General features: G+C 61.8%; 11 protein-coding genes. All 11 read left to right on the top strand.

The features are described from left to right. Positions 1–52: 52 nt before the first annotated feature. Entirely contained in the window at positions 53–1,405 is a 1,353-nt protein-coding gene (gene rseP, locus NLX68_RS07605) for a sigma E protease regulator RseP (RefSeq protein WP_254283505.1), read from the top strand. 74 nt (positions 1,406–1,479) lie between these two features. Continuing rightward, positions 1,480–3,828, top strand: coding sequence for an outer membrane protein assembly factor BamA (bamA, locus tag NLX68_RS07600; RefSeq protein ID WP_254283504.1), 2,349 nt, complete (start codon positions 1,480–1,482; stop codon positions 3,826–3,828). Between the two features lie 44 nt (positions 3,829–3,872). Then, the gene (locus tag NLX68_RS07595; protein WP_010224837.1) at positions 3,873–4,376 is read left to right on the top strand and encodes an OmpH family outer membrane protein; all 504 of its coding nucleotides are present in this window, start codon (positions 3,873–3,875) and stop codon (positions 4,374–4,376) included. Then, positions 4,373–5,434, top strand: a complete 1,062-nt coding sequence (gene lpxD, locus NLX68_RS07590) for a UDP-3-O-(3-hydroxymyristoyl)glucosamine N-acyltransferase (protein ID WP_254283503.1) — start codon at positions 4,373–4,375, stop codon at positions 5,432–5,434. The genes NLX68_RS07595 and lpxD overlap by 4 nt, the downstream gene beginning before the upstream one ends. Before the next feature lie 110 nt (positions 5,435–5,544). Then, positions 5,545–5,985, top strand: a complete 441-nt coding sequence (fabZ, locus tag NLX68_RS07585; RefSeq protein ID WP_010224833.1) for a 3-hydroxyacyl-ACP dehydratase FabZ — start codon at positions 5,545–5,547, stop codon at positions 5,983–5,985. Next, the gene (gene lpxA, locus NLX68_RS07580; RefSeq protein ID WP_010224832.1) at positions 5,982–6,758 is read left to right on the top strand and encodes an acyl-ACP--UDP-N-acetylglucosamine O-acyltransferase; all 777 of its coding nucleotides are present in this window, start codon (positions 5,982–5,984) and stop codon (positions 6,756–6,758) included. Before fabZ ends, lpxA begins: the two co-directional genes overlap by 4 nt. A 1-nt stretch (position 6,759) precedes the next feature. Then, the gene (lpxB, locus tag NLX68_RS07575; RefSeq protein ID WP_254283502.1) at positions 6,760–7,887 is read left to right on the top strand and encodes a lipid-A-disaccharide synthase; all 1,128 of its coding nucleotides are present in this window, start codon (positions 6,760–6,762) and stop codon (positions 7,885–7,887) included. Then, the gene (gene rnhB, locus NLX68_RS07570; protein ID WP_010224830.1) at positions 7,888–8,517 is read left to right on the top strand and encodes a ribonuclease HII; all 630 of its coding nucleotides are present in this window, start codon (positions 7,888–7,890) and stop codon (positions 8,515–8,517) included. Positions 8,518–8,625: 108 nt separating this feature from the next. Further along, complete coding sequence (gene dnaE, locus NLX68_RS07565) at positions 8,626–12,147, top strand: DNA polymerase III subunit alpha (RefSeq protein WP_254283501.1); 3,522 nt, start codon at positions 8,626–8,628, stop codon at positions 12,145–12,147. A gap of 98 nt (positions 12,148–12,245) precedes the next feature. Further along, entirely contained in the window at positions 12,246–13,193 is a 948-nt protein-coding gene (locus NLX68_RS07560; RefSeq protein WP_134064008.1) for an acetyl-CoA carboxylase carboxyltransferase subunit alpha, read from the top strand. 117 nt (positions 13,194–13,310) lie between these two features. Continuing rightward, entirely contained in the window at positions 13,311–14,606 is a 1,296-nt protein-coding gene (tilS, locus tag NLX68_RS07555) for a tRNA lysidine(34) synthetase TilS (RefSeq protein WP_254283500.1), read from the top strand. Positions 14,607–14,746 lie beyond the last annotated feature (140 nt).

The raw sequence follows: 14,746 nt of genomic DNA, 5'->3' as shown, positions 1-14,746 counted from the left end.
GGCGCAGCAGTGCGTCAGGCCCGGTGCCGCTGAACGTCATTCGGAGAAAGACATGAGTGCGCTCTACATGATTATCGGCACCCTGGTGGCATTGGGTGTGCTGGTCACCTTTCACGAATTCGGTCACTTCTGGGTGGCCCGGCGTTGCGGCGTCAAGGTTTTGCGATTTTCCGTCGGTTTTGGCATGCCGTTGCTGCGCTGGCATGACCGGCATGGCACCGAGTTCGTGGTAGCGGCGATTCCGCTGGGCGGCTACGTGAAAATGCTCGACGAGCGTGAAGGCGCGGTGCCCCCCGAGCAGATCGAGCAATCCTTCAACCGCAAGTCTGTGCGTCAACGCATCGCGATCGTCGCGGCGGGCCCGGTGGCCAACTTTCTCCTGGCGTTTTTCTTCTTCTGGATCCTGGCCATGGTCGGCACCCAGCAGGAGCGTCCGGTCATCGGTGCGGTCGAAGCGGGGAGTATCGCCGAAGTGGCCGGGCTCACAGCTGGCCAGGAAATTGTTTCTATTGATGGCAAACCAACCAGTGGCTGGGCGGCAGTCAACCTGCAACTGATCCGCCGTCTGGGTGAAAGCGGCCAGTTGCACATCAGTGTGCGCGAGGAGGGCGCGTCCGTCGACAGCCCGCACGTGCTGACCCTCAAGAACTGGCTCAAGGGCGCCGACGATCCGGACCCGATTCGCTCGCTGGGCTTGCGCCCGTGGCGCCCGGCATTGCCGCCGGTGCTGGCTGAACTCGACCCGAAGGGGCCGGCAAAGGCTGCCGGGCTGAAAACCGGTGATCGTTTGCTGGCGCTCGATGGCCAGGCGCTGAACAGCTGGCAGCAAGTGGTTGATACCGTACGTGGCCGGGCTGGCAGCAAGATCGTCCTGCGCATCGAGCGTGACGGTGCGCCGCTGGAGTTGCCGGTAACCCTGGCCAGCCGTGGCGAGGGCAAAACGGCCACGGGGTATCTGGGCGCCGGGGTCAAAGGAGTGAAGTGGCCGGATGCCATGCTTCGCGAGGTCAGCTACGGGCCGCTCGAGGCTGTAGGGGAGGGACTTTCACGCACCTGGAACATGAGCGTCCTGACCCTCGAATCGTTGAAGAAAATGCTGTTCGGCGAGCTCTCGGTAAAAAACTTGAGCGGACCGATAACCATTGCTAAAGTGGCGGGCGCTTCGGCCCAGTCCGGTGTTGGAGATTTCCTGAATTTCCTCGCCTACCTGAGCATTAGCCTGGGGGTTCTTAATTTGCTGCCCATTCCTGTACTGGATGGGGGGCATTTGCTGTTCTACCTGATCGAGTGGGCGCGTGGTCGTCCGTTATCGGATCGGGTGCAAGGTTGGGGGATCCAGATCGGTATCAGTTTGGTAGTCGGGGTGATGTTGCTTGCCCTGATCAACGATTTGGGTCGACTGTAAAGCTTCGCTCAATTGCGAACCTGCCGCGTCCCGCGGCGGGTCGTTTATTGCCAGTTGGAATAAGAAAGGACTTCATGAAACGTCTGCTGCTAACTGCGGTTCTCGCCGTACTGATGATCGCTGAAGTTCACGCCGAGTCCTTCACCATCTCCGATATTCGTGTCAATGGTCTGCAGCGGGTCTCCGCGGGCAGCGTTTTTGGTGCCTTGCCATTGAACGTCGGCGATGAGGCCGATGACCGGCGCCTGGTGGAATCCACCCGGTCCCTGTTCAAGACCGGTTTCTTCCAGGACATCCAACTGAGCCGGGACGGCAACGTCCTGATCATTACCGTGGTCGAGCGTCCTTCGGTGTCCAGCATCGAGATCGAAGGCAACAAGGCGATCAGCACTGAAGACCTGATGAAAGGTCTGAAGCAGTCCGGTCTGTCCGAAGGCGAGATCTTCCAGCGTGCCACCCTTGAGGGCGTGCGTAACGAACTGCAACGCCAGTACGTTGCCCAGGGCCGCTACTCGGCCGAGGTTGACACCGAAGTGGTGCCGCAACCGCGCAACCGCGTGGGCCTGAAGATCAAGATCAACGAAGGCACCGTTGCTGCAATCCAGCACATCAACGTGGTTGGCAACACCGTCTTCCCTGACGAAGACCTGATCGGCCTGTTCGAGCTCAAGACCAGCAACTGGCTGTCGTTCTTCAAAAACGACGACAAGTACGCCCGTGAGAAACTCTCCGGTGACTTGGAGCGCCTGCGTTCCTACTACCTGGACCGCGGCTACATCAACATGGACATCGCTTCCACCCAGGTGTCGATCACCCCGGACAAGAAGCACGTCTACATCACCGTCAACGTCAACGAGGGCGAGAAGTACACCGTTCGTGACGTCAAGCTCTCCGGTGACCTCAAGGTGCCGGAAGACCAGGTCAAGTCGCTGCTGCTGGTGCAGCCAGGCCAGGTGTTCTCGCGCAAGGTGATGACCACCACGTCCGAGCTGATCACCCGTCGTCTGGGTAACGAAGGCTACACCTTCGCCAACGTCAACGGCGTGCCACAACCTCATGATGACGATCACACAGTCGACATCACCTTCGTGGTCGATCCGGGCAAGCGCGCCTATGTCAACCGCATCAACTTCCGTGGCAACACCAAGTCCGAAGACGAAGTGCTGCGTCGTGAAATGCGCCAGATGGAAGGCGGCTGGGCTTCGACCTACCTGATTGACCAGTCCAAGACCCGTCTGGAGCGCCTGGGCTTCTTCAAGGAAGTCAACGTCGAGACCCCGGCCGTACCGGGCACCGACGACCAGGTCGACGTCAACTACAGCGTTGAAGAGCAAGCTTCCGGTTCGATTACCGCCAGCGTCGGTTTCGCCCAGAGCGCCGGTCTGATCCTCGGTGGTTCGATCAGCCAGACCAACTTCCTCGGTACTGGTAACAAGGTTTCCATCGGCCTGACCCGCAGCGAATACCAGAGCCGCTACAACTTCGGCTTCGTTGACCCCTACTGGACCGCCGATGGCGTCAGCCTGGGCTACAACGCTTTCTATCGCACCACCGACTACGATGACCTCGACGTCGACGTCGCCAGCTATGCGGTTGACAGCCTGGGTGCCGGTGTCAGTGTTGGCTACCCGATCAGCGAGACCTCGCGCCTGACCTTCGGCCTGACCGTACAGCAGGACGAGATCAAGACCGGCAAGTACACCGTTGACGAGATTTTTGACTTCGTCGACAAGGAAGGCGACAAGTACCTGAACTTCAAGGCCTCGGCCGGCTGGTCCGAGTCGACCCTGAACAAGGGCGTGCTGGCCACCCGTGGTCACTCGCAAAGCCTGGTGCTGGAAGCGACCACTCCGGGTAGCGACCTGTCGTTCTTCAAGCTGGACTACCGTGGCCAGCTGTTCAAGCCGATCACCAACGACTACACCCTGCGCCTGCACACCGAGCTGGGCTATGGTGATGGCTTCGGTTCGACCTCCGGTCTGCCGTTCTACGAGAACTACTATGCCGGCGGTTTCAACTCTGTACGTGGCTTCAAGGACAGCAGCCTGGGCCCACGCAGTACCCCGAGCAAGGGCAGAAAGCCCGGCACCATTGAAGACCCTGACCAGGATCCGCTGCCGTTCGGTGGTAACGTCCTCGTCCAGGGTGGTGTAGAGCTGTTGTTCCCGCTGCCGTTCGTCAAGGACCAACGCTCGCTGCGCACCTCGGTCTTCTGGGATGTGGGTAACGTTTTCGACACCAACTGCGGTTCCAAGCCGAACTGCGAGAAGGTCGGCCTTTCGGGCCTGGCCAGCTCCGTCGGCCTGGGCGTGACCTGGATTACCGCCCTCGGCCCGTTGAGCTTCAGCCTGGCAATGCCGGTGAAGAAACCGGACGAAGCCGATACCCAGGTGTTCCAATTCTCTCTGGGCCAGACCTTCTAAGGTCTGCCCCTTGCTAACGACAACGGATTCTGTAGGAGTGCATCGTGCGTAAGTTGACTCAACTGGCAGTACTGGCTGCGGCCCTGGTCGCAACCCCGGCTTTCGCCGAAATGAAAATTGCCGTCCTGAACTACCAAATGGCCTTGCTCGAGTCGGACGCGGCGAAGAAATACGCCGTCGACGCCGAGAAGAAGTTCGGCCCACAGCTGACCAAGCTGAAGAACCTGGAAAGCAGCGCCAAGGGCATTGCCGACCGCATCCGTGCCGGTGGTGACAAGATGGCCCAGCCTGAGCGCGAGCGCCTGGAGCTTGAATACAAGCAGAAAGCCCGTGACTTCCAGTTCCAGTCCAAGGAACTGAACGAGTCCAAGGCCGTGGCCGACCGCGAAATGCTCAAGCAACTGAAGCCGAAACTCGACGGCGCGGTTGAAGAAGTGATCAAGAAAGGCGGTTTCGACCTGGTGCTTGAGCGTGGCGCGGTCATTGATGTCAAACCTCAGTACGACATCACCCGCCAGGTTATCGAGCGCATGAATCAGTCCCGTTGATCATGACCGTGACCATGAAACTCGGTCAGTTGGCCGAGTTCCTCGGAGCCACCCTGAGTGGCCCCGAGGAGCTGGAAATCACTGGCCTGGCGACCCTTCAGGAAGCCGGGCCGGGGCAGTTGAGCTTCCTTGCCAACCCGCAGTACCGCAAGTACCTGGGTGAAACCCACGCGGCAGCGATCCTGCTCAAGCCGGCCGACGCCGAAGGCTTTGCCGGTAACGCGCTGATCGTTCCCGACCCGTACCTCGCCTACGCGCGCCTCTCCCACCTGTTCGATCCAAAGCCCAGGGCTGTAGCGGGAATTCATCCCAGCGCCGTGGTTGCCGCCGATGCCCAGGTCGATGCCAGCGCCAGCGTTGGTGCCTGCGCGGTGATCGAAAGCGGTGCGCAGATCGGCCCGGGCGTGACCATCGGTGCCCAGTGCTTTATCGGCGCGCGTTGTGTGATCGGCGAGGGCGGCTGGCTGGCCCCGCGGGTGACCCTGTACCACGACGTACGCATCGGCAAGCGTGTGGTGATTCAGTCTGGCGCGGTGATCGGTGGCGAAGGCTTCGGTTTTGCCAACGACAAGGGTGTCTGGCAGAAGATTGCCCAGATTGGCGGCGTGAGCATCGGTGACGATGTCGAGATCGGCGTCAATACTGCGGTTGACCGTGGTGCACTGGCTGACACCCGCATCGGCGATGGGGTCAAGCTCGACAACCAGATCCAGATCGCCCATAACGTGCAGATCGGCGATCATACGGCGATGGCGGCATGTGTCGGGATTTCCGGCAGCACCAAGATTGGCAAGCATTGCACCATTGCCGGCGGTGTCGGCATGGTTGGACACATCGATGTCTGCGACAACGTTTTCGTCTCCGGGATGACCATGGTGACGCGCTCGATCACCGAGCCAGGCGCCTATTCTTCCGGTACGGCAATGCAGCCGCTGGCCGAGTGGCGTAAAAGTGCCGCACGGATTCGCCAGCTGGACGAGATGTCAAAACGCCTTCAACAACTGGAAAAGCGTCTCGCCGCCGTGACCTCTGGCGATAAAGCTTCATCAGAAGGCTGATACCATTTCCTGATCAAGAGTGAACAGCCCTAGACTGACTCTTTGATTTGCTAAAGGAGCGCCGTGTGAAAACCGGCGCTCCCTATCTTTACTACAGGCTTCCCCCCGAAATGATGGACATCAACGAGATTCGCGAATACCTGCCTCACCGTTACCCGTTCCTGTTGGTGGACCGGGTGGTGGAACTGGACGTCGAGGCCCAGCGCATTCGTGCCTACAAGAATGTCAGCATCAACGAACCTTTCTTCAATGGTCACTTCCCCGCACATCCGATCATGCCGGGCGTGCTGATCATCGAGGCGATGGCCCAGGCGGCCGGCATCCTCGGTTTCAAGATGCTCGACGTCAAACCTGCGGACGGTACCCTGTACTACTTCGTCGGCTCCGACAAACTGCGCTTCCGCCAGCCAGTGCTGCCGGGTGACCAACTGATCCTCGAGGCCAAGTTCATCAGCTGCAAGCGCCAGATCTGGAAGTTCGAGTGCCAGGCGTCGGTCGACGGCAAGCCGGTATGCTCGGCCGAGATTATCTGCGCGGAACGCAAACTATGAGTTTGATTGACCCTCGGGCAATCATCGATCCGTCGGCCAAGCTCGCCGACGGTGTCGAGGTAGGCCCTTGGTCGATCGTCGGTGCCGGGGTCGAGATCGGCGAGGGGACCGTTATCGGTCCGCACGTGATTCTCAAGGGGCCGACCCGCATCGGTCGGCACAACCGCATCTACCAGTTTTCCTCGGTAGGCGAAGACACCCCTGACCTCAAGTACAAGGGTGAAGCCACGCGCCTGGTGATCGGCGATCACAATGTGATCCGCGAAGGCGTGACCATCCACCGTGGCACCGTACAGGACCGCTCGGAAACCACCCTGGGTGATCATAATCTGATCATGGCCTATGCCCACATCGGCCATGACAGTGTCATCGGCAACCATTGCATCCTGGTCAACAACACCGCACTGGCGGGCCATGTACATGTTGACGACTGGGCGATCCTTTCCGGTTTCACCCTGGTGCATCAGTTCTGTCGCATCGGTGCCCACAGCTTCTCCGGCATGGGGACCGCCATCGGCAAGGATGTTCCGGCTTACGTCACTGTATTCGGTAATCCGGCCGAGGCGCGCAGCATGAACTTCGAGGGCATGCGCCGTCGGGGTTTCAGCGAGGACGCCATTCACGCGCTGCGCCGGGCCTACAAGGTGGTCTACCGCCAGGGCCTGACCATCGAGCAGGCCATTGCCGAACTGGCGGAGCCTGCGACCCAGTACCCGGAAGTCGACGTGTTCCTCCAGTCGATCCAGAACTCCACCCGCGGCATCACCCGCTGATATGGCCGAGCTTTGTGTAGCGCTGGTGGCGGGTGAGGCCAGCGGCGATATTCTCGGCGCCGGGTTGATGCGCGCGCTCAAGGCACGCCACCCGCAGGTACGCTTCATTGGCGTCGGCGGGCCGTTGATGCAGGCCGAAGGCCTGACCTCGTACTTCCCCATGGAGCGCCTGGCGGTGATGGGCCTGGTCGAGGTGCTAGGGCGCCTGCGCGAGCTGCTCAAGCGCCGCAAGGAACTGATCCAGACCCTGATCGCCGAGCGCCCGGATGTGTTCATCGGCATCGATGCCCCGGACTTCACCCTCAATATCGAACTGAACCTGCGCAAGGCCGGGATCAAGACCGTGCATTACGTCAGCCCGTCGGTCTGGGCCTGGCGGCAGAAGCGCGTGCTGAAGATTCGCGAAGGCTGCGATTTGATGCTCACGCTGTTTCCGTTCGAAGCCAGGTTCTATGAAGAGAAAGGCGTGCCGGTACGCTTTGTCGGCCATCCGCTGGCGGACAGCATTCCACTGGACGCCGACCGTGACACTGCGCGCGAACAGCTCGGGCTGGGTGAAGGGCCGTTGGTTGCCTTGATGCCCGGCAGTCGGGGCGGCGAAGTTGGCCGCCTGGGCGCGCTGTTTCTCGATACCGCCCAGCGTCTGCGCGAGTTGGTGCCCGGGGTGCGTTTCGTCTCGCCGTGCGCCAATGCCGAGCGTCGGGCCCAGCTTGAGCAGATGCTTCAAGGCCGCGACTTGCCGGTGACCCTGCTTGACGGTCGTTCGCACCAGGCCCTGGCTGCTTGCGATGCAGTACTGATTGCCTCGGGTACCGCGACCCTTGAAGCCTTGCTGTTCAAGCGGCCAATGGTCGTGGCGTATCGATTGGCACCGCTGACCTACTGGATTCTCAAACGCCTGGTAAAAAGCCCATACGTGTCACTGCCCAACCTGCTGGCCCAGCGCATGCTGGTGCCCGAGTTGCTGCAGGAAGCGGCCACTGCCGATGCCCTGGCCCAGACCCTGGCGCCGCTGGTGCATGGCGGTGTGCAGCAGACCGAAGGCTTTGACCAGATTCACCGTACCTTGCGCCGCGATGCCTCGAACCAGGCAGCTGACGCGGTGTTGGCCTTGCTGGAAAACCGATAGATGCAAATGGGATTGGACTTCAACCTGGTCGAGGAGCTGGTCGCCGGTGTCGACGAAGTGGGCCGTGGCCCGCTGTGCGGCGCGGTGGTGACCGCTGCGGTTATTCTCGATCCAAAGCGGCCGATTCTGGGGCTCAACGACTCGAAGAAGCTCACCGAAGCCAAGCGTGAAAAGCTTTTTGACGAAATCTGTGAAAAAGCCCTGAGCTTTTGCATCGCCCGCGCCGAGGTCGAGGAAATCGACCAGCTCAATATCCTCCACGCCACCATGCTGGCCATGCAGCGTGCAGTCGAAGGCTTGAGCATCACCCCGAAACTGGCGCTGATCGACGGTAACCGCTGCCCGCAGTTGTCGGTACCGGCGGCGCCGGTGGTCAAGGGCGATAGCCAGGTGCCGGCCATTGCCGCAGCATCGATCCTGGCCAAGGTCACCCGTGACCGCGAGATGGCGGCGTTTGAGCTGATCTACCCCGGTTACGGCATCGGTGGGCACAAGGGCTACCCGACGCCGGTGCACCTCGAGGCCCTGGCGCGCCTGGGGCCGACGCCGATTCACCGGCGCTCGTTCGCACCGGTGCGCGCCGCCTTCGAAGCCCGCGATGCCATCAATGGCGGGTTTGCCGAGGTCTGACCAGGCGCGGCGGGCGTCAGTAGTCAGGATCACCCCGCACTGGCTGTTGTTTTGATCAAGGCCCGGTACAATCCGGGCCTTGTTGTTTTGTGCTGCTATAGGATCATCATGTCGGCTTCTTTCGTTCATCTTCGCCTGCACACCGAATACTCGCTGGTCGATGGCCTGGTGCGGATCAAGCCGCTGGCCAAGGCATTGGCGGCGATGAACATGCCGGCGGTCGCGGTTACCGACCAGAGCAACATGTGCTCGCTGGTCAAGTTCTACAAGAACGCCATGGGCTCTGGCATCAAGCCGATCTGCGGCGCCGACCTGTGGCTGGCCAACAGCGACCCGGATGCGCCGCTGTCGCGCATCTGCCTGCTGGCGATGGACGCCAAGGGCTACCGCAACCTTACCGAGTTGATCTCCCGCGGCTGGGTCGACGGCCAGCGCAATGGCCTGGTGATCATCGAACGGCCGTGGATCGCCGAGGCCAGCGAGGGGCTGATTGCCCTGTCTGCGGCAAAGGAAGGCGACATCGGCATGGCGTTGCTCAATGGCAACCCGGATGAAGCCGAAGCGTTGCTGCGCGACTGGCTGCAGATGTTCCCGGAGCGCTTCTACGTCGAGGTGCAGCGCACCAACCGTGCCGGTGACGAAGAGTACCTGCACGCCGCCGTGGCCCTGGCCGACAAGCTGGACGCGCCGCTGGTGGCGACCAACGATGTGCGCTTCATCAAGCAGTCCGACTACGATGCCCACGAAACCCGCGTGTGCATCGGCGAAGGCCGTGCCCTGGACGATCCGCGCCGCTCGCGCAACTACAGCGATCAGCAGTACCTGAAAAGCCCTGAGGAAATGGCCGAGCTGTTCAGCGACCTGCCCGAGGCAATTGCCAACACCGTCGAGATCGCCAAGCGCTGCAATATCCAGGTACAGCTGGGCAAGCACTTCCTGCCCGACTTTCCGACGCCCAACGGCATGGGTATCGACGACTACCTGCGTCATGTTTCCCACGAAGGCCTGGAAGAGCGCCTGGCGGTGCTGTGGCCCAAAGACACCACGCCGAATTACGAAGAGAAGCGCCAGGTCTACCTCGACCGCTTGAAGTTCGAGCTGGATATCATCATCCAGATGGGCTTCCCCGGCTACTTCCTGATCGTTATGGACTTCATCAAGTGGGCCAAGAACAACGGCGTGCCGGTCGGCCCGGGCCGGGGCTCGGGTGCCGGCTCGCTGGTCGCCTACGTGCTGAAGATTACCGACCTCGACCCGCTGGCCTATGACCTGCTGTTCGAACGTTTCCTCAACCCGGAACGGGTATCGATGCCCGACTTCGACGTCGACTTCTGCATGGATGGCCGCGACCGGGTCATCGAATACGTGGCCGACGCCTACGGGCGTAACGCCGTGAGCCAGATCATCACCTTCGGCACCATGGCCGCCAAGGCGGTGGTGCGTGACGTGGCGCGGGTGCAGGGCAAGTCCTACGGCCTGGCTGACCGTCTGTCGAAGATGATCCCCTTCGAAGTCGGCATGACCCTGGAAAAGGCCTACGAGCAGGAAGAGATTCTGCGCGATTTCCTCAAGAGCGACGAAGACGCCAAGGAAATCTGGGACATGGCCCTCAAGCTCGAGGGCGTCTGCCGCGGTACCGGTAAGCACGCCGGTGGTGTGGTTATCGCCCCGACCAAGCTCACCGACTTCTCGCCGATTGCCTGTGATGAAGAGGGCGGCGGCCTGGTCACCCAGTTCGACAAGGATGACGTTGAGGCCGCGGGCCTGGTGAAGTTCGACTTCCTCGGTCTGCGAACCCTGACGATCATCAAATGGGCGATGGAGACCATCAATCGCGAGCAGGCCAAGAAAGGCCTGGATGACCTGAACATCGACTTCATCCCGCTGGATGACAAGAAAACCTACGACCTGCTGCAAAAAGCCGAAACCACGGCGGTGTTCCAGCTTGAATCGCGGGGCATGAAGGAGCTGATCAAGAAGCTCAAGCCCGACTGCCTGGAAGACCTGATCGCACTGGTGGCGCTGTTCCGTCCCGGCCCGTTGCAATCGGGCATGGTGGATGACTTCATCAACCGCAAGCACGGTCGTGCGGAACTTGCCTACCCGCATTCGGATTATCAGTACGAAGGCCTCAAGCCCGTTCTGGCGCCGACCTACGGCATCATCCTGTACCAGGAACAGGTGATGCAGATTGCCCAGGTCATGGCGGGCTACACCCTCGGCGGCGCGGACATGCTGCGTCGAGCCATGGGTAAGAAAAAGCCCGAGGAAATGGCCAAGCAGCGGGGCGGTTTCATCGAAGGTTGTGCCACGAACAACATCGATCCGGACCTCGCCGGTAACATTTTCGACCTGGTAGAGAAGTTCGCCGGTTACGGCTTCAACAAATCCCACTCCGCCGCCTATGGCCTGGTCTCCTACCAGACCGCCTGGCTCAAGACCCACCACCCGGCGCCGTTCATGGCTGCGGTGCTGTCGGCGGATATGCACAACACCGACAAGGTCGTGACCCTGATCGAGGAAGTGCGCAGCATGAAGCTGCGCCTCGATGCGCCGGACGTGAACACCTCCGACTTCAAGTTCACGGTCAATGACGATGGCCGCATCGTCTACGGCCTGGGGGCGATCAAGGGCGTGGGTGAGGGGCCGGTCGAGGCCATCGTCGAAGCCCGCGCTGCTGGTCCGTTCAAGGACCTGTTCGACTTCTGCGAGCGGGTCGACCTCAAGCGCATCAACAAACGTACCCTCGACGCGCTGATCCGTAGCGGTGCGCTGGATCGCCTGGGCCCGTACTTCCATGACGAGCTCAAGGCCTACCAGGCCAATATCGACCGCAACCGGGCGGTACTGCTGGCGGCGATGGAGGAGGCGATCAAGTCTGCCGAGCAGACCGCGCGCACGGCCGATAGCGGCCACGCCGACCTGTTCGGCGGGTTGTTCGTCGAAGCGGATGCCGACGTTTATGCCAACCACCGCAAGGCTCGCGAGCTGACCCTCAAGGAGCGCCTGCGCGGTGAAAAAGACACCCTGGGCCTGTACCTGACCGGTCACCCGATCGATGAGTATGAAGGCGAGATCCGCCGCTTTGCCCGCCAGCGCATCATTGACCTGAAGCCTGCGCGCGACACCCAGACCGTCGCCGGGATGATCATTGCCCTGCGGGTGATGAAGAACAAGAAGGGCGACAAGATGGGCTTTGTCACCCTCGACGACCGCTCCGGGCGGATCGAGGCTTCGCTGTTTGCCGACGCCTTCATGGCCAACCAGGCGCTGCTGCAGACCGATGCTATGGTGGTGGTTGAAGGCGAGGTCAGCAACGATGACTTCTCCGGCGGCCTGCGCCTGCGGGTCAAGCGGGTGATGAGCATGGAAGATGCCCGCACCAACCTGGCCGAAAGCCTGCGCCTGAAGGTGCATGCCGATGCCCTCAAGGGGGACCGGCTGAGCTGGCTGGGCGAGCTGTTCAAGCGTCATCGCGGCGCCTGCCCGATCACCATGGAATACACCGGCAGCGATGCCAAGGCCATGCTGCAGTTCGGCGAAAGCTGGCGTATCGACCCGGCCGATGGCCTGATTCAGGCCCTGCGTGACCAGTTCGGACGTGAGAACGTCTTTTTGCAATATCGATGAATTTTTAATCTCGACCTGAATGCGCCCGATCCCTTAAGGTAGGGCGCCAAACGGATCAACCGGCCGGCCGCCTGGCCGTAGACCCAAGACGGATGCCTATGAACCCGAATTTTCTGGATTTCGAACAGCCGATTGCTGACCTGCAAGCCAAGATCGAAGAGCTGCGCCTGGTTGGCAATGACAACTCGCTGAACATCGGCGATGAGATCGCCCGTCTGCAAGACAAGAGCAGCACCCTGACCGAAAGCATTTTCGGCAACCTGACCAGTTGGCAGATTGCCCGCCTGGCCCGTCACCCGCGCCGTCCGTACACCCTGGACTACATCGAGCACATCTTCACCGAGTTCGACGAGCTGCACGGTGACCGTCACTTCTCCGATGACGCCGCGATCGTTGGTGGTATCGCCCGCCTGGACGACAAGCCGGTGATGGTCATCGGCCACCAGAAAGGCCGCGAAGTGCGCGAGAAGGTACGTCGCAACTTCGGCATGCCGCGCCCTGAAGGCTATCGCAAGGCGTGCCGCCTGATGGAAATGGCCGAGCGTTTCAAGATGCCGATCCTGACCTTCATCGACACCCCGGGTGCCTACCCAGGGATCGACGCCGAAGAGCGCAACCAGAGCGAAGCCATTGCCTGGAACCTGCGGGTCATGGCGCGCCTGAAAACCCCGATCATCGCCACCGTTATCGGTGAAGGTGGTTCCGGTGGTGCGCTGGCCATTGGCGTGTGCGACCAGTTGAACATGCTGCAGTACTCGACCTACTCGGTGATTTCGCCGGAAGGTTGCGCCTCGATCCTGTGGAAGACTGCCGAAAAGGCCTCGGACGCAGCCGAAGCCATGGGTATCACCGCCGAGCGCCTGAAAGGCCTGGGCATCGTCGACAAGGTCATCGCCGAGCCCCTGGGCGGTGCGCACCGTGATCCGGCGAAGATGTCCGCCAGCGTTCGCGGCGAGTTGATCGAGCAGTTGGACATGCTCAAGAAGTTCGACAACGACGCGCTGCTCAAGCGCCGTTATGACCGCCTGATGAGCTACGGGCTCTGATCTGAGGTCCATCGCTGGCAAGGCCGGCTCCCACAGGCATTGGGTTCACTACCGGGCCTGTGGGAGCTGGCCTTGCCAGCGAACGAGTGCGCAGCACTCGTAAAAGAGGTCTACCCGATGCTCGATCTCTACCCAAGGCTGTCCCCCTGGCTAACCGCCCCCTCCTGGTGCATCGCCCTGTCCGGCGGCCTGGACTCCAGCGTCCTCCTGCACCTGCTGGCAACCCTGTCCCGCCAGCAACGCTTGCCGCCACTGCGCGCCATCCACATCCATCACGGCCTGCAAGCTGCGGCTGATGCCTGGCCGGAGCATTGTCAGCGCCTGTGTGACGATCTGGGCGTCGATCTGCAGATCATTCGGGTCAAGGTCTCCCCTGGTGCCAGCATCGAGCAGGGCGCCCGTGACGCGCGCTATGCCGCGCTCGCCGATTCGTTGCGCCGTGATGAAGTCCTGTTGACCGGCCAGCACCGCGAGGACCAGGCCGAAACCCTGCTGTTTCGCCTGTTGCGCGGTGCCGGCCTGCGCGGCCTGAGCGCCATGCCCGAGTGGCGGCCGCTCGGGCAGGGCATGCTGGTGCGGCCGTTGCTCGGCGTTTCGCGCCACCAGCTGCGGTGCTATGCCCAGGAGCAGCACCTGGCCTGGATCGAGGACCCGTCCAACAGCGACACCCGGTTCTCCCGTAACTACCTGCGTCACCAGGTGTTCCCGGCGCTGCTGCAACGTTGGCCGCAGGCGGCGCAAAACCTGGCGCGCAGCGCCGAGCACCTGAGCGAAGCCCAGGGCCTGCTCGATGACCTGGCGCAGGCGGACCTGGCCCAGGCGGCGACCGCGGCACCGTTCGCCTGGCTTGGCCTCGACTCGCTGGACCTCGAGGTGCTGCGCCAGCTATCCCCGGCTCGCCAGCGCAATGCCCTGCAGTACTGGCTGGCGCCGCGCACACGCTTGCCCGATAGCCGCCACTGGGCCGGCTGGGAGGCACTGCGCGACGCGGCATCCGACGGACGGCCACTGTGGCGCCTGACCGACGGAGAACTGCAGCGCGCCAATGGACGAATCTGGTGGCTGGCCGGTGATTGGCTGAAGCCGCCGGCTGGCCAGCCGATCTGGCCTGATCCGGCCCGCCCGCTGGCGTTGAACCATAACGGCAGTGTCAGCCTCAGCGGCACGTTGCCGCAGGGGCCATTGCACATTGCCTACCGCCAGGGCGGCGAAACCCTGGCCGTCAGCGGCCGTGGCCAGCGAGACCTGAAGCGCCTGCTCAACGAGTCGCAGCTGCCGTCATTCGTCCGTTCGCGCCTGCCGTTGCTGTATTGCGCCGAGCAATTGCTGGCGGTGGCCAACCTGCCGGGGCTGAGCCAGGGCGACTGGCAATTGCATTGGCATGCGCCGACGAGCGAGCAAGGTTTGAGATGAAAGGCACATTCGGGTAGACTACGCTCCCTTCTTGATACAGCTTCTGTGGCTTCCCCGAAATCACAGCAGTTGCCGATTACCAAGCAGTTTTTTGCTGGGCGATTCTAAAAATGTTTAGCGAGCTCCTAACCGGGTATCCA

The organism is Pseudomonas sp. SBB6 (assembly GCF_024213215.1).
Taxonomy (GTDB): domain Bacteria; phylum Pseudomonadota; class Gammaproteobacteria; order Pseudomonadales; family Pseudomonadaceae; genus Aquipseudomonas; species Aquipseudomonas donghuensis.
Note: the sequence above shows the minus strand (reverse complement) of the source record. Positions and strands in the feature narration are given on the sequence as shown.